The sequence below is a fragment of the Leclercia sp. W17 genome (genome assembly GCF_003336325.1).
Lineage (GTDB): Bacteria > Pseudomonadota > Gammaproteobacteria > Enterobacterales > Enterobacteriaceae > Enterobacter.
Genome location: NZ_CP031101.1, coordinates 2,354,833 through 2,374,586, shown reverse-complemented (window position 1 = coordinate 2,374,586; position 19,754 = coordinate 2,354,833). Strand labels below are relative to the sequence as shown.

Annotated in this window: 18 protein-coding genes; 6 read left to right on the top strand and 12 right to left on the bottom strand. The window is 58.8% G+C overall.

Annotation, left to right across the window (positions count from 1 at the left end; all coding sequences use genetic code 11):
- Position 1 precedes the first annotated feature (1 nt).
- Both DVA44_RS11645 and DVA44_RS11640 read right to left on the bottom strand, forming a co-directional pair.
- Entirely contained in the window at positions 2-235 is a 234-nt protein-coding gene (locus DVA44_RS11645; protein WP_114314883.1) for a YdcY family protein, read from the bottom strand.
- Between the two features lie 97 nt (positions 236-332).
- Positions 333-1,931, bottom strand: coding sequence for an ABC transporter substrate-binding protein (locus DVA44_RS11640; protein WP_114386942.1), 1,599 nt, complete (start codon positions 1,929-1,931; stop codon positions 333-335).
- Between the two features lie 281 nt (positions 1,932-2,212).
- Between DVA44_RS11640 and DVA44_RS11635 the strand changes: the two genes are divergently transcribed.
- Genes DVA44_RS11635 through DVA44_RS11625 form a run of 3 tightly spaced genes read left to right on the top strand, consistent with a single transcriptional unit; the run spans position 2,213 to position 8,704 of the window.
- Complete coding sequence (locus DVA44_RS11635) at positions 2,213-3,559, top strand: SrfA family protein (RefSeq protein WP_114314881.1); 1,347 nt, start codon at positions 2,213-2,215, stop codon at positions 3,557-3,559.
- A 4-nt stretch (positions 3,560-3,563) separates the two neighbouring features.
- The gene (locus DVA44_RS11630; protein ID WP_114388410.1) at positions 3,564-6,545 is read left to right on the top strand and encodes a virulence factor SrfB; all 2,982 of its coding nucleotides are present in this window, start codon (positions 3,564-3,566) and stop codon (positions 6,543-6,545) included.
- Entirely contained in the window at positions 6,542-8,704 is a 2,163-nt protein-coding gene (locus DVA44_RS11625) for a virulence factor SrfC family protein (RefSeq protein ID WP_114386940.1), read from the top strand. Before DVA44_RS11630 ends, DVA44_RS11625 begins: the two co-directional genes overlap by 4 nt.
- 649 nt (positions 8,705-9,353) lie before the next feature.
- Here the strand turns inward: DVA44_RS11625 and DVA44_RS11620 are convergent.
- Complete coding sequence (locus DVA44_RS11620; RefSeq protein ID WP_114386938.1) at positions 9,354-10,112, bottom strand: alpha/beta fold hydrolase; 759 nt, start codon at positions 10,110-10,112, stop codon at positions 9,354-9,356.
- Between the two features lie 84 nt (positions 10,113-10,196).
- Positions 10,197-10,370 carry a GhoT/OrtT family toxin gene (locus DVA44_RS11615; RefSeq protein WP_114386936.1) on the bottom strand — a complete coding sequence of 58 codons (174 nt, stop codon included), beginning with the start codon at positions 10,368-10,370 and terminating at the stop codon, positions 10,197-10,199.
- A 417-nt stretch (positions 10,371-10,787) separates the two neighbouring features.
- Between DVA44_RS11615 and DVA44_RS11610 the strand changes: the two genes are divergently transcribed.
- From DVA44_RS11610 to DVA44_RS11600, 3 genes are read left to right on the top strand one after another with little or no spacing between them, the layout of a single operon-like run.
- Complete coding sequence (locus DVA44_RS11610; protein WP_103822050.1) at positions 10,788-11,129, top strand: DUF1971 domain-containing protein; 342 nt, start codon at positions 10,788-10,790, stop codon at positions 11,127-11,129.
- Positions 11,130-11,139: 10 nt separating this feature from the next.
- A complete protein-coding gene (locus tag DVA44_RS11605; RefSeq protein ID WP_103822051.1) occupies positions 11,140-11,493 on the top strand; it encodes a DUF1971 domain-containing protein in 354 nt (117 codons plus the stop codon).
- A gap of 4 nt (positions 11,494-11,497) precedes the next feature.
- Complete coding sequence (locus DVA44_RS11600; protein WP_114386934.1) at positions 11,498-11,680, top strand: DUF1869 domain-containing protein; 183 nt, start codon at positions 11,498-11,500, stop codon at positions 11,678-11,680.
- A 20-nt stretch (positions 11,681-11,700) separates the two neighbouring features.
- Here the strand turns inward: DVA44_RS11600 and DVA44_RS11595 are convergent, their stop codons facing one another.
- From DVA44_RS11595 to DVA44_RS11560, 8 genes are all read right to left on the bottom strand, one after another.
- The gene (locus DVA44_RS11595) at positions 11,701-11,997 is read right to left on the bottom strand and encodes a flagellin (protein WP_114386932.1); all 297 of its coding nucleotides are present in this window, start codon (positions 11,995-11,997) and stop codon (positions 11,701-11,703) included.
- Positions 11,998-12,126: 129 nt separating this feature from the next.
- Positions 12,127-13,551 (bottom strand): aminobutyraldehyde dehydrogenase, encoded by a 1,425-nt coding sequence (gene patD, locus DVA44_RS11590; RefSeq protein WP_114386931.1) that lies wholly within the window; start codon positions 13,549-13,551, stop codon positions 12,127-12,129.
- Positions 13,552-13,575: 24 nt separating this feature from the next.
- Positions 13,576-14,382 (bottom strand): ABC transporter permease, encoded by an 807-nt coding sequence (locus DVA44_RS11585; RefSeq protein WP_103822054.1) that lies wholly within the window; start codon positions 14,380-14,382, stop codon positions 13,576-13,578.
- Positions 14,372-15,316, bottom strand: coding sequence for an ABC transporter permease (locus DVA44_RS11580; protein WP_114386929.1), 945 nt, complete (start codon positions 15,314-15,316; stop codon positions 14,372-14,374). Before DVA44_RS11580 ends, DVA44_RS11585 begins: the two co-directional genes overlap by 11 nt.
- 1 nt (position 15,317) lies before the next feature.
- Positions 15,318-16,331, bottom strand: a complete 1,014-nt coding sequence (locus tag DVA44_RS11575) for an ABC transporter ATP-binding protein (RefSeq protein ID WP_114386927.1) — start codon at positions 16,329-16,331, stop codon at positions 15,318-15,320.
- Positions 16,332-16,347: 16 nt separating this feature from the next.
- Positions 16,348-17,493 carry a putative ABC transporter substrate-binding protein YdcS gene (gene ydcS / locus DVA44_RS11570; protein ID WP_114386925.1) on the bottom strand — a complete coding sequence of 382 codons (1,146 nt, stop codon included), beginning with the start codon at positions 17,491-17,493 and terminating at the stop codon, positions 16,348-16,350.
- 291 nt (positions 17,494-17,784) lie between these two features.
- Positions 17,785-19,203, bottom strand: coding sequence for a PLP-dependent aminotransferase family protein (locus tag DVA44_RS11565; protein WP_114386923.1), 1,419 nt, complete (start codon positions 19,201-19,203; stop codon positions 17,785-17,787).
- A gap of 111 nt (positions 19,204-19,314) precedes the next feature.
- Positions 19,315-19,503 carry a hypothetical protein gene (locus tag DVA44_RS11560; protein WP_039028652.1) on the bottom strand — a complete coding sequence of 63 codons (189 nt, stop codon included), beginning with the start codon at positions 19,501-19,503 and terminating at the stop codon, positions 19,315-19,317.
- Between the last annotated feature and the right edge of the window lie 251 nt (positions 19,504-19,754).

Below are 19,754 nucleotides of genomic sequence, written 5' to 3'. Positions count from 1 at the left end.
ATCAGAGGATCACCCCGCCTTTGGTCAGGCTCTCATGGCGGGCCTCCTGGTCCTCTTTGTACTGTTTACCGTGGTGGGCGATGGCGTTACGCAGGCGCTGCTGCTGGGTATAGCGATCTTCACGGGTTAACTCGCTATCCTCGCTAAGTTCGATCAGCAGTTCATTCATATGTGCAATCACGCTTTCGGCAATCGTTGCGTCAACGCGAGCGGTAACATCCTCTAAATGTGACATTGTCACTCCTTCTCAACTTGCCTGGCGGCGCTACGCTGCCGGGCCTACGGGTGCCATATACAGGCCGGGTAAGGCGAAGCCGTCACCCGGCGCTCTGTCAGTTTACTTTCGCCTTCGAGAAATCACTTCCCATCAGGCTCACGCTGTATCCGCTAATGTTGCTGCGGGTAGCAAAGAAGGTTTTGCCGTTCGCCAGCGCAATCCACGGTGCCTGCTTATAGAAGATCTCCTGCGCCTGGCTGTAGAGCTTCGCACGCGCCGCGGGATCGCTGGTGAGCTTCGCCTTCTGCACCAGGTCATCATAGCCCTTGTCGCACCAGCGTGCAGCATTGGAGCCGGTTTTGATGCTGTCGCAGCCCAGCAGCACGTCGGCAAAGTTATCCGGGTCGCCGTTATCCGACATCCAGCCAAACAGGGCGCTGTCGTGCTCGCCTTTACGCATGCCGGAGAGGTATTCGCCCCACTCATAGGAGACAATTTTCGCTTTAACCCCCACCTTCGCCCAGTCGCTCTGGATCATCTCCGCGATGCGGCGCGAGTTTGGGTTGTAAGGGCGTTGTACCGGCATCGACCAGAGGGTCACTTCCGCGCCCTGCTCCAGCCCCGCCTGTTTCAGCAGCGCTTTCGCTTTTTCCGGATCGTAGCTGTAGTCCTGCACATCTTTATTAAAGCCCATCATATTCGGCGGGATCGGCGATTTTGCCACCGTGCCGGAGCCCATAAACACCGCGTTGATAATGGCCTCTTTATCGGTGGCGTAGTTCAGGGCCTGGCGCACCAGCACGTTATCAAACGGTTTTTTCTCGGTATTAAACGCCAGATAACCGACGTTCAGCGCATCCACCGAGTGCAGGGTCAAATCCTTGTTTTTCTTGATCACATCAAACTGCACCGGCGATGGCGCAGGAATGATCTGGCACTCGTTGGTTTGCAGCTTCGCCAGACGGGTTTCGACGTTCGGGGTGATGGAGAAGATCAGATGTTTAGTCGGCACCGCGCCATCCCAGTAGTTCGGGTTGGCGATATAGCGGATAAGGGAGTCAACCTTATACTGCTGGAGCACGTACGGTCCGGTGCCGATCGGCCAGGTATCGACATTTTCCGGGGTGCCTTTTTTCAGCATCGCGTCGGCATATTCCGCCGACAGGATCGAGGCGAAGTCCATCCCCCAGTCGGCGAGGAAGGCAGCGTTCGGTTCGCTCAGCACAAACTGCACGTGGTTATCGTCGATCTTCTTCACCTCCTGGATCAGCTTATCCAGGCCGACGTCGTTAAAGTACTCGTAGTTGCCCTGAGAGACGTTGTGATATGGATGGTTAGGGTCTTTCTGACGCATCACCGAGAAAATAACGTCATCGGCGTTAAAATCGCGGGTCGGTTTAAAGAATTTGTTGCTGTTGAACTTCACCCCTTTGCGCAGGGTAAAAGTATAGGTTTTGCCATCCGGCGAGATGGTCCAGGATTCTGCCAGCGACGGCACCGGGGTATTTTTGACCGGATCGAAGTTAATCAGGCGGTTATAGAGCACCTGTGAGCTGGCAACAAAGCTCGGGCCGGAGCTGGCGATCTGCGGGTTAAAGGACTCCGGTGACGCTTCAGAGCAGTAGATAATGGTGTCGTTATTGGCCGCCCAAGCGGCACCCGCTGGCAGTAATGCGCTTAACGCCAGCGCAAGGAGAGTTTTCCCTGTAGACATGGTTATTACCTGTTTGGTTTTATTATAGAGAATGGTAATAACAGCACAGCACCTGCCCGCAGGCAAATAACGAAACACTATCAGGTTATTCTAAAGCAGTTATTTCCGCTGATTTTCCCGCCAATCGCCAGACGGTGATTTGCCTTAAGGTACATTCAACGTCAAGCACTTTCGACCGCCGCAATGCTGCAAGAAATCGCCCCTTTTGCCGTCTCTTCTGCCGTTTGTTTGCCGGCAGATTTCGTAAAGTAGACGCGTGAAAAAGTCTATGGGACCAAATCGTGGCAAAAACCCTTTTACGCAGCGGCAATCTGGATGATTTTCAGGCCGTTGGCGGCGGCGGACAGGCCGTTTTTGAATCAGCATTGCAAATCCGTGAGGCGCTGCGTCTGCGCAAACAGCAAGCCATTGTCGATTGCCTTGCCATTCCGCAGGTCAATGATGAGGGCGACCGGGTGGACTGGTACTCACCGGTTGAGGGCGCCGTTAAAAGCTGGAAAGCCGCCGATGAAGATGCGCGTTTTCGGGCGCTGCGCCTGCTGGAAGGCACCCTGTCGAGTGTCGAATCCCTGAGCAAAAAATCGCTTCAGTCGCCAAAAACCGCTCAGCAGCTGTTTGGTTCCCTGCTTTCCAAAGCGTTTCAGTTCCCCGGCGAAAACTTCCTCTTCCTGGTTGATGGCAAGCCGGTGATCACCTTCTGGGGTTTTGTGAACCTCAATGAAAACGCGCGGGATGACATTCTCGACTGCCTGCGCGCCTCCCTGCTGCCGGACCCGATGCCCGCGCCAGTGGCTGAGCCCGAACCCGAGCCTGAAACGGCCCCGGCCATCGTCTTCGAAAAAGCCGATGAACCGCTGGTTGCTGCCCCGGCGACGGTGAAGATCACCGCCAATGACCTCTACGAAGCGCAGCCCGCGCCGGTGATAAGCGCCAGCGAGCCAGAGCCAAAACCGGAGCCTGCCGCGCCGGTGGTGCAGGCGAAAAAACGTCGCGTTCCGCTGTGGCCGCTGCCGGTTGCCGCCGTGGTGGTGGCCGCCGTTGCCGCCCCGCTGCTGTGGCCAAAACAGGCACCTGTCGCCGAGCCGGTCAAAACCGCTGTTGCTGCCCCGGTGGCGATTGAGCCCAAACCCGTTGCCGCAGTTGAGCCTCTGCCACTGAATCTGCCGCTGCATCAGGCTGAAGTGGTGGCCGTTAAAGCCGAAGAGCCAGCCCCTGCGGAACCGGTGGTGATTGCCGCCATCCCGAAAGACGCGCTGGTCATGGACGCGGGCCAGGTGAAAGCCGGTTCAACCCGTTTCCTCAACGGTAGCTGGCGGGTCATGCTGGATGTCACCGATCCGATCACCGGCAAGCCGCCTTCACTGCGCTATCAAATCCAGAACAATAAAGGCTCTGCCCGCGTGGTGCACGGTGACAACGTAGTCTGCCGCGTGGCGGTCTTCTCCGGGCTGCACAGCAACGGTGAGCTGCTGATCAAATCCCGGGGCCACGCCCGCTGCGCTGACGGCTCGCGCTACCCGATGCCGGAAATTACCTGTAAGGCCGGCACCAGTGATGTGGCAGAATGCAGCGCGCGCTACGACGCGAAGACCGTGGTTCCATTGACATTCAGGAAGGCAGGTGCGTGATCCTATGCTGGTAAACCTTTGCGACTACAAACAGAGCGTCACGCTGATTGCGAACAGCGGCGTACAGTTTCTTGATTTTGGCCTGACGCCGCAGGACTCCGCCCAGAGCGGACGGTTTGTGCGTAAAACCGCCAACGGCCCCCTGCTGCGCCTCGATTTCGATCTGGTAAATGGCCGCTATACCCTGCCCGCCACCAACGGCGGACAGCCGGAAGTGGTGAAACCCGAAAGCACCATTCCGCTTCAGCAGTCGCTGGCAGTGCTCGACGGCGTCTGGCTGCCGGTGCCGTTCCTGCGCTTTAACCCGCCGCGCACCTTCGTTGAGGGCCCGGACAACTGGGCCCGCGTGCAGGTGCGTAAGCTGGAGACCCCGGATAACGCCGGGAACAGCCACCGCGTGACCCTGGCGCTGGACAGCCAGATCGCCGCCCACGCCACCAGCGCCCTGTCGCCGGTGGAGAACGACATTCTCAACGGCACCCGTTTCGCGCTGGCCTGGCGCGACGACGAGGTGGCGAACTTCCTCGACCAGACCTGGATTGACGGCTGGCTGCGAGAGGCCTTCACCCAGTACGCCACCGGCGTGGAGAACCGCGCCGAGCGCGAGCTCCAGCTGGCGATGCGTAACTTTGAGTACCAGGCGCACTGGCTGAACGTTCTGGCGATGCTGGGAGAACAGCTCACGGTGCCGGAAGTCAAATTTGTCACCCACACCCTCAGCACTCCGGCGATCCCGGTGGACCTGATTCTGGATGTGGGTAACACCCACACCTGCGGGGTGATCATTGAAGACCACGGCGATGCCAACGACGGCCTGCGCCAGACCGCCGAGCTACAGGTACGCTCCCTGAGCGAACCGCAGTTCCTGAACGAGCCGCTGTTTACCAGCCGTCTGGAGTTTTCCGAAGCCCGCTTCGGCAAGCAGCACTTCTCGGTGGAGAGCGGCCGCGAAGACGCCTTCGTCTGGCCCTCTATCGTGCGCGTGGGCGACGAAGCGCGCAAGCTCGCGACCCAGCGACTGGGCACCGAAGGCAACAGCGGTATCTCCAGCCCGCGCCGCTATCTGTGGGATGAAACCCCGGTGGTACAGGACTGGCGTTTTAGCCAGATGAACAGCAAAACCCAGCGCGAACCGCTGGCGACCGCCTTCCCGCTGATGAACCTGATGAACGATGACGGCCAGCCGCTGTTCACCCTGCCGCAGGATGAACGTCTGCCGGTCTTCTCCCCGCAGTACAGCCGCAGCACCCTGATGACCCACATGCTCTGCGAGCTGCTGGCGCAGGCGCTGGGGCAGATCAACAGCGTCGCCACCCGTCTGCGTCTGGGCTTCCCGGCGTCACCGCGCCAGCTGCGCACCCTGATCCTCACCCTGCCGTCGGCAATGCCGAAGCAGGAGCGCGAGATCTTCCGCCGCCGTATGTTTGAAGCCATCGCCATCGTCTGGAAAGCGATGGGCTGGCACCCGCAGGATGAGGACTTCTCCAGCCGTAAACAGCAGGAGAAGAGCGTGGTGCCGGTGCCGGAGATCCAGATGGAGTGGGATGAGGCCAGCTGCGGCCAGTTAGTGTGGCTCTATAACGAGGCCATCTCCCATTACAACGGTCAGACCGAAGCCTTTTTCGCCGCCCTTGCCCGCCCGGATCGCGAGCCGGAGCCGGGCTGTCAGCCGGGCCGGGCCTTGCGCGTGGCCTCGATTGATATCGGCGGCGGCACCACCGATATGGCCATCACCCATTACCAGCTCGACGATGGCTCAGGCAGTAACGTCAAGATCACCCCGCAGCTGCTGTTCCGCGAAGGCTTTAAGGTGGCGGGCGATGACACCCTGCTGGATGTGATCCAGCGCTACGTGCTGCCCGCCCTGCAAACCCAGCTGCAGAAATCGGGCATTGCCGACGCCTCTCTGCTGATGGCCTCGTTGTTTGGCGACTCCGGACGCATCGACACCCAGGCGGTGCTGCGCCAGCAGACGGCTTTACAGCTGTTTATGCCGATTGGTCATGCGATCCTCGCCGCCTGGGAAGCCAGCGACGTTGACGATCCCCTCGACGGACTGCACGCCACCTTTGGCGATCTGCTGACTCGCAAGCCGACGCGCAACGTGATGAACTACCTGCAACAGGCCATCGAGCACGCCCTGCCAGCCGGGTCTGCACCGTTCGACCTGTTTGCCGTCCCGCTGCACGTTAATTTCCGCGAAATGCAGGACGCGATGCTGGCCGGACACTTCACTCTGGCGGCACCGCTGCATGCGGTGGCCGAGGCGATCTCCCACTACGCCTGCGATATTCTGCTGATCACCGGGCGTCCGGGCTGTCTGCCTGGCGTTCAGGCGCTGATCCGCCATCTGCAGCCGGTGCCGGTCAGCCGGATGGTGTGGCTCGACAAATACCGGGTGCATGAGTGGTATCCGTTCAGCCAGCAGGGGCGCATTGGCAATCCGAAATCCACCGCGGCGGTCGGGGCGATGCTCTGTAGTCTGGCGCTGGATCTGCGCCTGCCGCGCTTTAACTTTAAGGCGGCGGATATCGGCGCTTACTCCACGGTGCGCTACCTCGGGGTGCTGGATAACACGGTAAATACCCTGCGCGAGGAGAACGTCTGGTATCAGGATATCGACCTCGACAAGCCGGGGGCGAAGCTGGATACCCGCCTGCACTTCCCGCTGCGCGGCAACGTGACGCTGGGCTTCCGTCAGCTGGCGAACGCCCGTTGGCCTGCCACCCCGCTCTATACCCTGAGCATTAACTCGGCGGAACTGGCGAAATCCATTGCCGGAGACGGGGTACTTAACGTGCGCCTGAAGCTCTGCGGCGGCAATAAACAGGATGGTCCGGAAGCCTTTGAGCTGAGCGATGCCTGGCTGCAGGACGGTACGCCTGTCCCGGCCGATGCCCTGACCTTTAAACTGAATACTCTGGCCGATCGCCGACACAGCGGCAGCCATTACTGGATCGACAGCGGGAGCGTATACCTGAAATGAGAGCCACGACGACCACGACTCAGGCATTAATCGGGTGGATCAACGCAACGCGTCAGCACGCCCCGCTCCTCGACAATGACGCCGATGCCCTGCTGGCGAGACTGGCGGTGGCCGACGCGCGGGAAAAGGCCATTCAACGGGCGCTGAGCGCCGGGAGCACCATCGGGTTATATGGTCACTCCCAGGCGGCGAAAGCCCATATGCTCGCCACCCTGTGCGGCAGCGACAATCAGCGAATGAACGTGATTGTCGGCCAGCGAACCTTTGACTACTTTTCGCACATCAATCCCGGCCACGCCCTGACCAACATGGCGTTGCGCTTTACCCCCACCGCAACGGAGGTGGCCGATGACGCGTTTCCGCTGCGCCTGAGCCTGCTCACCGAAGCTGAACTGGTGCAGGTGTTTCTGGCCCGCGCCACGCTCCCGGCGGTGGATAAATCCGTTATCGAGGTGCGTCTGGAGAAATGGCGTGCCCTGCGCCAGCCTCAGAGCGTACCGGGTATCACCTCCGCCGACGTCGGCACCATCGCCCGCTACTGGCGCGACACGGTGCCCGCCGCAGCCCAGCAAATGGACGATGCCCTGTGGCATCAGTTTGCCCTGCTGCTGCCGTCGCTGGATCTGAGTACCCGCGCAAGCGTCTGGTCCTTACTGTGGGGCGAACAGCAGGAGCTGACCCAGCAGTGGCTCAAGCTGGCGCAAATTCTGCACCAGACCAGCCACGCCCAGGCGCTGGCGGCACCGCTGAGCCTGCTGGTGGATAATTTTGGCCTGCCGACCGAAGGGTTCCTCACCCGGGGTGATATCGCCCTGCCGGAGGTCCAGCAGGCGGTACTGCACCCGCTACACAACGGCGAGCTGCTTAACGCCATCAGCATCCCGCTGGATGTGCTGGCCCTGCTCACCCGGGAGCTGATCCTGCCGGTAGAAAACAGCGCGCTGGCCGGAGTGGATATTATTGATATTCCGGCCCCGTCAGCGCAGCCCGATTCACCGCTGGCCCAGGCGAAACTGCAGTGGCTGCTGGAGCACTATCGCCAGCAGCTGCAGCCGGATGTCCTGGTGATCTGCAATGCCACTGCCCATCACGGCCAGACCGCCCGCACCGCGAAAATGTTACTTAACTGGGTGAAAGCGACCCAGCCGGGCGACGATGCCGCCCTGCCAGGGCTGGTATGGGCGATTACGCCCCAGGATGCGCGCTTTACCCGCCGTTCCAATCTCGACGAAGCGGTGCAGCAGCTACTCGGCAAACCCGGCCAGCACTGGGGAACGTTGCAGGCGCTGGACAGCAGCAGTATGCAGCGGGTGATTGAGTGGTTATCCCAGGCGACGCTGCCTGCCCAGCGCGAGACGCGTTTGCAGGGGTTACGCCAGCAGCACCAGCGGGAACTGCATCAGCTGATGCGGGGGTATCTGGCCCCGCTGACTCAGGATCCTGACGCCCAGCGCGGCACCGCCGAAGCGATGGTGCGTACCCTGCAGGGGAGCGCCGCCCGTCACGGCGAGCTGCTGGAGGGGTTACTCCCGCCGCTGCGCGCCTTTGAGACGCTGCTCGCCGTGCAGCAGCCGCGCGAAGAGCAGGTTAACGGCCTGTTTACCGATGCCATTGACCTGTTTGCCGACAGCACCCAGGATAGCGATGAGATGTTGCAGCCGACGGACAAAGCCCGTCTGGCCCATCAGGTGTGGATCAACCATCTGCGCCAGTGGAGCCGGGATGAAGCTGTCGCCAGCCGTCTGGGGCTGGATACCGCGATCCTGCAGCAGATTGGCGATGTGCTGGTGATTGCCAGCTATCGTCTGAACCTGCTGGCGCAGCTGAAAAAGATTGTTGATACCGATAAAAGCAGCGCTGCACAGCTGCATGCTGCACTCGGCAATTTTGTGGGATGGGTCGGCTACGCTCAGACGCCAGCTTCCGCCCGCCCGGCCAGCCGCATCCGCAAAGGGCAGCCGGTGTTTGTCACGCCTGTGGTTAACAGCACTGCGCCACGCTTGACCCGTCTGGGAGAGCAGCCGGTGCATGCAGCCACGGCCTATGTTTATGACTGGCTGGTAGCGCTTTATACCCAGGCGATTGATAACATCGGGTATCAGCATCCACATGATATTACCCATGACGATCGCAGAGCGTTGCAGGCCTTGCTCGCCTGATACGGTGCAAGCCTTTTATCCGGTAACACAGGGGACAGGAGCGGTCTGTACCCCTCTAATCCATCTTTCTCTCGGTGGGCTGAGGGGAGCATGCGGCAGTAGAGGTGGTTCCGTTCACCATACTTTCCTTGCTGCTCTGTAAACCGCGTCACCCGTGAACGTGTTAAGGGGGCTATCGCCGCCCCCTTAACAATCCCCGCTCCCGGCAAGAAAATCGCCGCTTCGCGGTGCCCTCAGCTTATTCCTCCAGGCTTTCGGGTCGGGCACCAGCCTGCATCCCTGCAGGCTATGCCCTCTCGGCGCGTCCCTGCGCCTCGCCCCGGCCTTCCGGAAACGCTTCGGCGATTTTCAGCCGGACCAGGGAGCCGCTGTAAGCTTTTTATTCTCCTTGAATTTTTTCATCGCTGGCTAAGTAGTTCTGTAGGCCGGGTAAGGCGAAGCCGCCACCCGGCATTGTTGCGCCGGGCGGCACTGCGTTTGCCCGGCCTACAAACAGTGGTTAACAGCACTGCGCCACGCTTAACCCGTCTGGGAGAGCATCCGCATGATATTACCCATGACGATCGCAGAGCGTTGCAGATCTTGTTAGTCTGAAATAGACGTTTGATGGCACTGCCCTGCAACCCTGCGGCTCGTCATAGACGGACCGCTATTCCTGATGCATACAGTCGAACAACGCCTTAGCCAGCGCCGACGGGTTCTCCCACGACATCGAATGTCCAGCATCAGGGATCATTTTGACTGCGACACCCTGCTGGCGCATCTCATCCAGATCGGTATCCGGCAGCGAAAGCTCGCCAAAAATCAGCCATATCGGGCAAGTCAGCTGTAAATAGCGCACGCTCCAGCTGGGCTGTACCCCGTTAACCAGGCTCGTTGCTCCGCGCCACACTGCCCAAGGGGCAGTGCTTTGGAGGCAACCCTTCCAGGGTGAGGTTTCCGCCGACAGCATGGCCTGATAACCGGCACTGACAAACTCCTCCTCCGTTTGAGCGGCGATACCCCGGCTGAACATGCCCCCGCCAGCATGAAAATTGGGTTCAGACACAATCAATCCTGACAGCCGATCCCCGGCCAGTTCAGCCGTTTCTATTGCTATGCTGCCGCCCATGCTGTGGCCATACAACCAGAATGAGGATAGGGCTAAATGGTTGAGCAGTTCGATGACCACCAGCGCCTGCGCTGAGGTCTGATAAGTATAAGCTTCTGGTTTATCACTGTAACCACTACCGGGGAGATCGATAAGAATAGCCCGGCGGGAGCCGAACTGAGGGTCGCAAACTATCCGGGGATATTCGTAGGAAGAGGCGCAGCCGAGACCGTGGATGAAGACCAGCGGTTCCCCCTTGCCGGGCAGTTCCTGCCAACGCACCAGGCAACCGGCCTGTTGCGAATAGAAGCTTTTCATAAGCACTCCTTTTCAGATGACTGTTTATTTATACAGTTCATCAAAGAGGAATGCTATCGCTGTAACGTAAAACGGGGGCCGTTGTCAGAAAAGCGAAATCAGCAGCGCAACCGGAAAACTCATCGGCCAGGTGGAGCCCACCAGAAAGGCGCTCAGGAAGCGGATACGTTTGCGATCTTTAGAGAGAAACCATGTGATAAGCGCGCTGATGACCGCCATGACGGCGTAAAACATTAACATCTTTTGATACAACGTCATTTCAAATACCCAATGTGCTGTTCAATAACCGCGCGCAATATGCGACATATGTTGATATGGATCAAGTATTTTTGTTACACATTATCCACATTTTTTGCGTGGTAATAACAGTTAGGTATATCTTACTACACTTTTTGGCGGGAGCTGGCGAGGCAAATGCTGACCAGGACCGCATTTTGCGGCCCTGGAAGTCCGGTTCTACTTCTTAACCGGTTGAGGCTTTTTGTTACCCGAATCGGGTACTTTGCGGGATTTGTCTTTATCGACTTGTAGCATCAGACTCTCCTTTGTGGCCTTCGGCGTAGATAATTATAGCCTGGAAAAAGGACCGCCTTTAAAGTTGCATTTAAAATGCAATTTATGATACAAAATAGCCATCACCCGAGCTGTAATGACCTCATCCACAGGGAGGACGTTATGCTGCGTATTCCGCAACACTCTATTCACACCCGTTCCACACCGTTCTGGAACAAAGAGACTGCCCCGCCGGCCCTTTTCAGGCGCCATCTGGATACCGGCACCCGTCCCGGCGTCTATCCGCGTCTTAGCGTGATGCAGGGTGCCGTGCGTTATCTGGGTTATGCCGATGAGACGTCACCCGACCCGGACACCACGTTGATTATTGAAAGCGGCCATTTTGCTGTTTTCCCGCCTGAACGCTGGCATCACATCGAGCTGATGAGTGACGATACCCTCTTTAATATTGATTTTTTTGTTGAACCCGAGGTTCTAAAATTCGCCGGGCGTTCTCACGCCTGAGGAGCTAACGATGTTACGTATTCCTGCCAATTTTGTGCATACCCGTGCCACTCCCTTCTGGACTAAAGAGACTGCACCTGCCGCGCTTTTCACCCATCACAACACCAAAGCAGGGGTCTATGGCCGTCTGTCCGTGATGCAGGGCGCCGTAAAATATTTTGGATTTCCGGACGGCGACGCCACCGAACCTGATATGGAGCTGTTGATTGAAGCCGGAAGTTTCGGTATTTCTCCGCCGCAAAAATGGCATCGCATCGAACTCATGACCGAGGACACCGTGTTCAATATCGACTTTTTTGCCGATCCCGAGGTAACGCTGAATGGCGCAGGTCTGGGTAAAGTCGTTAATACCCACAAGGAGTAGCATCATGAGCAAAGCAACGTATACCGTTACCGTCACCAATAACAGCAACGGGGTGTCGGTGGATTACGAGACGGATGCCCCCATGGAGCTGCTCGTCCCGGATGTCGCTGCCGACGTGGTGAAAGAGCTGGTGAACACCGTGCGCGCCTACGACACGGAAAACGAGCACGAGGTGTGCGGCTGGTAGATTACCGCGCCGCTCCCTTCTTACATTTTGAGCAGTTCAAGCACCGTTTGCGGCACCTGATTCGCCATTTTCAGGGCCGCATTCTGGCTCTGCTCCAGGATCTGCGCCCGGGCAAGCTGGCTGGCCTCGGCGGCATAGTCGGCGTCCTGGATACGGCTGCGGGCGGCCTGCATCGCTACGCTCTGCTGTGAGAGCACCGCTTTGCTGGATTCAAACCGGTTCATCATCGCGCCATACTGCCCCCGATAGCTGCTCACTTTCTCCAGCGCGGCATCCAGTAATCCCATACATTTTCTGGCGCCCGCCTCGGATGCCATATCGCTATTTTCCAGCTGTAGCGTCTTTAAATCCGTCGGGGTCGGCAAAATATATTTCTAAGTTAATGTATTCAATAAAAGATATTATTGCGCGCCGGTTGCCGTGCCGCAGCCGGCGCTGGGCACAGATCAGTGCTTAAACATGATATGACGAACCACGGTGTAATCTTCCAGACCATACACCGACATATCCTTGCCGTAACCCGACATTTTCATCCCGCCGTGGGGCATTTCGCTCACCAGCATAAAGTGGGTATTCACCCAGGTGCAGCCGTACTGGAGGTGGGCGCTGACGCGGTGCGCACGGCCCACATCCTGGGTCCACACGGAAGAGGCCAGCCCGTACTGCGAATCGTTGGCCCAGTTCAGTACCTCTACTTCGTCGTCGAATGGAGTTACGCTCACCACCGGACCAAACACCTCCCGCTGGACGATGGCATCTTCCTGCTTCGCCCCTGCCAGCACGGTGGGCTGGAACCAGTAACCTTTACCGTCGTGCTTGCTGCCGCCGGTGATTACCTGTACATGTCCCAGGGCTTTCGCCTCATCCACCGCTTTGCACACCCGGTCGAGATGCGCCTGGGAGCTTAACGGACCCAGTTCGGTGCTCTCGTCATTCGGATCGCCGATCTTCAGGCTGGCGACCGCGGCCCCCAGTTTTTCCACCAGCGCGGCGTATATCCCTTTTTGGGCGTAGATACGACAGGCAGCGGTACAGTCCTGCCCGGCGTTGTAGAAGCCAAAGGTGCGTACCCCTTCCACCACCGCGTCGAGATCGGCATCGTCAAAGACAATCACCGGCGCTTTACCGCCCAGCTCCATATGGGTGCGCTTAATCGTCGAGGCGGTATGGCCGATGATATGTTCGCCGGTGGCGATAGAGCCGGTGAGCGACACCATGCGCACCTTTTCGTGCCCGGTCAGCGGGTCGCCCACGGTTTTACCCCGGCCAAACAGCACGTTAATGACCCCGGCAGGGAAGATATCTTTTGCCAGCTCCGCCAGCTTGAGGGCGGTGAGCGGCGTGATTTCAGACGGTTTGAGCACCACGCAGTTACCGGCCGCCAGCGCGGGCGCCAGCTTCCACGCCGCCATCATTAGGGGATAGTTCCACGGCGCAATCGACGCGACAACGCCAACCGGGTCGCGGCGGATCATGGAGGTGTGCCCTTCCAGATATTCTCCTGCCGCCGAACCGTGCAGAGTACGCGCCGCCCCGGCAAAGAAGCGGAACACGTCGGCAATCGCCGGAATCTCATCCCCCATCACGCAGTGCAGCGGTTTGCCGCAGTTTTGCGACTCCAGCCGGGCTAAGGTGTCGGCCTGCGCTTCGATGGTGTCCGCCAGTTTCAGCAGGCATTCGGCGCGGCTTTTCGGCGTGGTCCGCCCCCAGCTGGCAAACGCGCGGTCCGCGGCCTGCACGGCTGCGTCCACCTGGGCGGGAGAGGCCTCGGCGATCTCCAGCAGCACCTCGCCGGTGGCAGGGTTATAGACCGGCTGCTTTTCCCCTTCGCCGTTGACCAGTTCACCATTAATCAGCAGTTGAGTTTGCATAGCTTTGTCCTGTTTCAGTCGAGGTTATTTCCCGCTTCCGGCTACGTTTTCGCCGTCGCGGGTCAGCCACCAGGCCCCCAGAATGGGAATGGCGGTCACCAGCATAACCAGCAGTGCCACCACGTTTGTTACCGGTACATCGCGCGGACGCCCAAGCTGGTTTAACAGCCACAGCGGTAACGTGCGCTCATGTCCGGCGGTAAAGGTCGTCACGATAATCTCATCGAACGACAGGGCGAACGCCAGCATGCCCCCCGCCAGCAGCGCCGACCCCAGATTGGGTAGCACCACGTAGCGGAAGGTTTGCCAGCCGTTGGCACCTAAATCCATCGAGGCTTCAACCAGGCTCCAGGAGGTGCGCCGGAAACGGGCAATCACATTATTGAACACCACCACCACGCAGAATGTGGCGTGACCGAGAATGATGGTAAAGAAACCGGGCTCCAGATTGATGGTCTTGAACGCCGTCAGCAGCGCCAGACCGGTGATGATCCCCGGCAGGGCGATGGGCAGGATAAGCATCAGCGATACCGCGTTCTTGCCAAAGAACTCCCGCCGCCATAACGCCGCGGCCGCCAGAGTGCCCAGCACCAGCGCTATGGCCGTCGACAAAGCCGCGATTTTAAGTGACAACGTCACAGCTTCAATAATGTCGCTGCGCGTCGCCGCGGCACTGAACCACTTCAGCGTCAGCCCCTGTGGCGGAAAACTGAAGGCCGCGTCCTCGGTATTAAAAGCATAGATGGCAATAATCAGCAGCGGAAAGTGCAGGAAGATCACCCCGCCCCAGGTGGCGATTTTCAGAAACAGCGGTGCGCGTTCAGAGTGCATCAAACGCTCCCAGGCGCTTCACGAACGCCAGATAGAGAGTAATGAGAACAATCGGCACCAGCGTAAAGGCCGCCGCCATAGGCATATTGCCAATCGCCCCCTGCTGGGAGTAAACCATTTGTCCGATAAAGTAGCCCGGCGGCCCCACCAGCTGCGGCACGATGAAGTCGCCCAGCGTCAGGGAGAAGGTGAAGATCGACCCGGCGGCGATGCCCGGTATTGCCAGGGGCAGCACGACATAACGGAAGGTCTGCCGCGGCCGGGCGCCGAGATCGGCAGAGGCCTGCAGCAACGACGGCGGCAGCCGCTCCAGCGCCGCCTGCACCGGCAGGATCATAAACGGCAGCCAGATATAGACGAATACCAGGAAGCGCCCCAACCCGGAGGTGGAGAGCGTGCTGCCCCCCACGCCCGGCACCGTCAACAGCGAGGTGAGCAGCGGCTCCAGCCCCATATGGCTGAGAAACCACTGCGCCACGCCATCTTTTGCCAGCAGCAGCGTCCAGGCATAGGCCTTGACGATATAGCTGGCCCACATCGGCAGCATCACCGCGATATAGAAGAAGGCTTTCCACTTTCCGTGGGTGTAGCGCGCCATATACCAGGCCATCGGGAAGGCCAGAATCGCACTGCCGATGGTGACAGCAATCGCCATCGTCAGGGTACGCAGGATAATGTCGTAGTTGGCGGGATTAAACAGCGCGCGGATGTTGGCGAAGGTCAGATCCGGCGTGACCGCCATGGTGAAGTCATCGAAGGTGTAGAACCCCTGCCACAGCAGGGTGAACAGCGACCCGAGATAGACAATGCCAAACCACATCAGCGGCCCGAGCAGGAGTAAAAACAGCCCCAGCGACGGCCTGCGCCAGAACATCGCCGACAGACGTCCCGGCAGGCCGTGCGAAGCCGGTGGCGGCGAAACGCTCATATCCATTTCACCTCTCCTCATGCAGCGGCACCATAGCATCGCGCGCCCACGACGCGGTCACCTGCTGTCCGGCCTCAACCCCCGGGGCAAGCGCAGAGCCGCTCAGGTTGGCCTGGCTCACCAGCAGTTTCTCCCCCTCGGCAAGTCGCAGCTCGTAACGGGTCGCCGCCCCCTGAAACTGCACCGCCTGCACCTGGCCCTGTACCTGGATTTCACCCTGCCCGTCCAGCCGAATATGCTCCGGGCGCAGGGAGTAGCTACCGGTCATGCCGCAGACGCGCCGGGCGGTGGCATCGGTAAAGACGTTCGAGGTGCCAACGAAGCTGGCGACGAACGGGGTGCGCGGACGCAGATAGAGCTCCCGCGGGGTATCCACCTGCTCGATCCGGCCGTTATTGAATACCGCCACACGATCCGACATCGACAGTGCTTCCCCCTGATCGTGGGTGACGAAGATAAAGGTGATCCCCAGCTCCTGCTGCAGTTTTTTCAGTTCAAACTGCATTTGCTCCCGCAGTTTCAGATCCAGCGCGCCAAGGGGCTCATCCAGCAGCAGCACCCGGGGTTGATTGACCAGCGCCCGGGCAATTGCCACCCGCTGACGCTGGCCGCCGGAGAGCTGGGATGGCTTGCGCGCTTCGGCAAAACTGAGCCCGACCTTCTCCAGCGCCTCGCGGGCCTGGGCCTGGCGGGTGGACTTGTTGATCCCCTTCACCATCAGCCCGTAGGCCACGTTCTCGAGGATCGACATATGGGGAAACAGGGCATAGTCCTGAAAGACGGTATTGACGTCGCGCTCCCACGGAGGGAGTTCACTGGCGTCTTTGCCAAAGATAGATATAGCGCCGCCGCTCAGCTGTTCGAAACCGGCAATCAGGCGCAGGCAGGTGGTTTTGCCGGAGCCCGAAGGCCCCAGCATGGAGAAAAACTCCCCGTCACGGATCCGGATCGTTACTCCATCCACCGCACGCACGTCACCATACAGGCGGGAGACATCGTTAAACTCTACTGCGTAGGTCATAATCCGCTCCCTGCGCTTAACGACCGCCCATGATGGCGATGTAGTCCTGAACCCAGCGGCTGTAAGGGACAAATTTGCCGCCGTTGGCGACAGGGGTTTTCCAGAACAGGATCTTGTCGAAATAGGTGTAGCCGTTGGTTTCACAGCCTTTATCGCCCAGCAGAGTGCTGGCTTTACAGCCTTCTGCCACCACTGGCAGGGAGCCGAACCACGCCGCCAGATCGCCCTGCACTTTTGGCGTCAGGGACCAGTTCATCCACTTATAGGCGCACATCGGGTGTTTGGCATCGGCGTGCAGCATGGTGGTATCCGCCCAACCCGTCACCCCCTCTTTCGGGAAGACGGTGCCTATCGGCTGATTCTCCCCTTTCAGGGCGTTGGCCTGATAGGGCCAGGCGCTGGAGGCCACCACCCCTTCGTTTTTGAAGTCACTCATTTGCACCGTCGTGTCGTGCCAGTAGCGGTGGACCAGCGCATGCTGATCTTTCAACAAATTTAACACCGCCGTGTATTGCGCTTCCGTCAACTGGTAGGGATCGGTGATGCCCAGATCCGGCTGGGTGGCTTTGACGTACAGCGCCGCATCGGCGATGTAGATCGGCCCATCGTAGGCCTGCACGCGCCCTTTGTTGGATTTGCCGTCCGGCAGGGTCTGTTCTTTAAACACCACACCCCAGGTGTCAGGCGGGGTCGGGAAGGTTTTGGTGTTGTACATCAGCAGGTTTGGTCCCCACTGATAGGGAGTACCATAGGCCTTACCGTCAACGTTAAACCACTCCCCTTTGACGATCCTGGGGTCGAGGGTTTTCCAGTTGGGGATCAGGTCCGGGTTGATGGGCTGAACGCGTTTGCCCATGATCAGGCGCAGGGAGGCGTCGCCGGAGGCGGTCACCAGATCGTATCCGCCCTTCGCCATCAGGCTCACCATCTCATCGGATGTCGCGGCGGTTTTGACGTTCACTTTACAGCCGGTCTCTTTTTCAAACTGGGTGACCCAGTCGTAGTTTTTATCGGTCTCGCCCCGTTCGATATAACCCGGCCAGGCAATGATATCCAGACGTCCTTCGCCTTTGCCGATCTCTTTTGGCGGCTCTGCCGCCTGCGCAGTCAAAATAGTCATGCCGAGCGCGCACAGGCTGCTACGGGCAAATGTTTTGCTCATAAGTATTACTCCTGTCGTAATGAAATCAGAAGGCAGCCGTGCCGGTAGAATATCTCCTTAATTAAACGTAGACCGCGCCATTGCAGCGCACCCGGCAGGCCTGAGAAATTTCGCCAGGTTGTGACCGGGGGCGCATTCCCCGGTAACTGGATTATAGACAAGGGGTTAGCAGGCGAAGTGGTTATGCATATTTCCTATGAGCGATAATAAAAAACGCCGCAAATTAATTGCGGCGTGATTAACGGGATAAGAAATGATTATTTAGCGGCTGCGATCAATAGCGAGAAAAACTTATTTTTGCGTTTTTAACATCCCGCTAATTATTTGCCCTAACTGGATCACCGCCTGCTCCTCCCGCTCTCCCCAGGCCCACGAGGTATTAAAGCGGAAAAACGGCGTCCAGGTATCGGAGGTTGAGAACATTTTGCCCGGCGCGATGCTGATGTGGTGCTTCAGCGCCCGGGCGCTGAGCTCCCCGGCATCCAGCGGTGCGGGCAGCTCCAGCCATAAAAAATAGCCGCTGTCGCTGTGGTGAATTTTCACCTCATTGGGCAGATGGCGCAGCAGCGCCTGCCACGCCTGCTGTTTACGCTCTGCCAGCGTGCGGCGTAGGCGTCTGAGATGAGCGTCGTAACGTTTGGTGGCGAGATAATCCACCAGCGCCAGCTGCATGGGCGAACTGGTGGACAAGGTGCTCATCAGTTGAAGCTGCTGGATGCGGCGAGCATGTTTCCCGGCGGCGACCCAGCCAATGCGAAACCCGGCCACCAGACATTTGGAGAAGGAGGAGCAGTGCAGGGTCATTTCGCTGCGATCCCAGGCTTTCGCCGGGAGCGGCTTTTCGCGGCCATAATAGAGCTCGCTGTAAACATCATCTTCAATCAGGGTGACGTTGTGCCGGGCGAGTAATTCGACAAGCTGCGCTTTTTTATCGGCGCTGAGGGTAAAGCCCAGCGGGTTTTGCGCGTTGGTCATCAGCCAGCAGGCTTTTACCGGGTAGTCGTTCAGCGCCTGCGCCAGGGCGTTGAGATCGATACCGTCGCGCACGTCGGTCGCCACCGACAGCGCCTTCAGCTTCAGCCTCTCCAGCGCCTGCAGCGCGCCGTAGAAGCAGGGATTCTCCACAATCACCCAGTCGCCCGGTTCGGTGACCGCCTGCAGGCTGAGGTTCAGGGCTTCCAGCGCGCCCGCGGTAATCACAATTTCATCCGGGGAGATGTTCATCCCCTGTTGCGCATAGCGGCGGGCGATGGCGTGGCGCAGATCGACGTTGCCCGGCGGCAGGTTCTCGATCACGCTCATGGCGGTGGCGGTTTTACTGACGTTCGCCAGGGAGCGGTTCAGCTGCTGTAAGGGAAAGAGACGCGGATCGGGAAAGGCCGAGGCAAAGGGCACCACCGCGGGATCGCGGCTGGCCTGCAGCACATCGAAGATATAGGTATTGATATCCACCGACTCGTCGCGCATCACCTGCGCGGGCGGCATCGGCTGCTCTCCGCTGGGTCGCGCGGCGACGTAATAACCCGACTGCGGGCGCGCCACAATATGCCCCTGGCTCTCCAGCATCTGATACGCATGGCCGACGGTCATAAAGCTCAACCCGCTGCTGGTCACCTGCTCACGCAGGGAGGGCAGCTTATCGCCGGGCTGCCAGACGCCCAGATCGATCTGCGAAATGATTTGCTGCGCCAGGCGCTGGTATTTTTTCATCGGGTTCTCCTTGCTGCGTTACATAGTATATCAGCAGGAGAAAAAAGGCAGAATTAATAAACTGTTATAGGTGTGAGAGGATATCAGCAGGCGTGACGGCGCCTGACTGAATTACTTACGCAGCTCAAACGGGACCTGGCGGGCATGACGGGAGGCCGCTAAATGGTCGAGGGTGATCATGGAAGATTTGCAGAAAATGCACTTTGCACCGTGTGGATTTTTTTCAGACACGTCGAAAATAGAAGTACGGAACTGCGAACCATGACAGCATGGGCAACGAAAATGGATAGTAGAACTCATGTAAATCTCCTGTACGTATACACGTAAAAACTAATGGGCCTTAAAGGCAATAAGGGTCTGAGACAAAACTAATCAGAGCGTAAAGATAAAACCCAGGAGCGACTGTGGAGAGGCACAACGTGATGAGATTGCTTTAGAAACTGCTTCAGATATTTTTTGGATTTCAAACCGAAAGAGCATTAACGCATTAATGATGGAAGGATGCAAGCGGTATTTACGCTAACATTCCATAAAACAGGCAGAGCCGCTGA

Bases quoted from the DNA above. Each gene is read 5' to 3' on its own strand.
- DVA44_RS11645 (WP_114314883.1), bottom strand. From the start codon at position 235: ATGTCACATTTAGAGGATGTTACCGCTCGCGTTGACGCAACGATTGCC.
- DVA44_RS11640 (WP_114386942.1), bottom strand. From the start codon at position 1,931: ATGTCTACAGGGAAAACTCTCCTTGCGCTGGCGTTAAGCGCATTACTG.
- DVA44_RS11630 (WP_114388410.1), top strand. From the start codon at position 3,564: ATGCTGGTAAACCTTTGCGACTACAAACAGAGCGTCACGCTGATTGCG.
- DVA44_RS11625 (WP_114386940.1), top strand. From the start codon at position 6,542: ATGAGAGCCACGACGACCACGACTCAGGCATTAATCGGGTGGATCAAC.
- DVA44_RS11620 (WP_114386938.1), bottom strand. From the start codon at position 10,112: ATGAAAAGCTTCTATTCGCAACAGGCCGGTTGCCTGGTGCGTTGGCAG.
- DVA44_RS11615 (WP_114386936.1), bottom strand. From the start codon at position 10,370: ATGACGTTGTATCAAAAGATGTTAATGTTTTACGCCGTCATGGCGGTC.
- DVA44_RS11610 (WP_103822050.1), top strand. From the start codon at position 10,788: ATGCTGCGTATTCCGCAACACTCTATTCACACCCGTTCCACACCGTTC.
- DVA44_RS11605 (WP_103822051.1), top strand. From the start codon at position 11,140: ATGTTACGTATTCCTGCCAATTTTGTGCATACCCGTGCCACTCCCTTC.
- DVA44_RS11600 (WP_114386934.1), top strand. From the start codon at position 11,498: ATGAGCAAAGCAACGTATACCGTTACCGTCACCAATAACAGCAACGGG.
- DVA44_RS11595 (WP_114386932.1), bottom strand. From the start codon at position 11,997: ATGGCATCCGAGGCGGGCGCCAGAAAATGTATGGGATTACTGGATGCC.
- patD (WP_114386931.1), bottom strand. From the start codon at position 13,551: ATGCAAACTCAACTGCTGATTAATGGTGAACTGGTCAACGGCGAAGGG.
- DVA44_RS11585 (WP_103822054.1), bottom strand. From the start codon at position 14,382: ATGCACTCTGAACGCGCACCGCTGTTTCTGAAAATCGCCACCTGGGGC.
- DVA44_RS11580 (WP_114386929.1), bottom strand. From the start codon at position 15,316: ATGGATATGAGCGTTTCGCCGCCACCGGCTTCGCACGGCCTGCCGGGA.
- DVA44_RS11575 (WP_114386927.1), bottom strand. From the start codon at position 16,331: ATGACCTACGCAGTAGAGTTTAACGATGTCTCCCGCCTGTATGGTGAC.
- ydcS (WP_114386925.1), bottom strand. From the start codon at position 17,493: ATGAGCAAAACATTTGCCCGTAGCAGCCTGTGCGCGCTCGGCATGACT.
- DVA44_RS11565 (WP_114386923.1), bottom strand. From the start codon at position 19,203: ATGAAAAAATACCAGCGCCTGGCGCAGCAAATCATTTCGCAGATCGAT.
- DVA44_RS11560 (WP_039028652.1), bottom strand. From the start codon at position 19,503: ATGAGTTCTACTATCCATTTTCGTTGCCCATGCTGTCATGGTTCGCAG.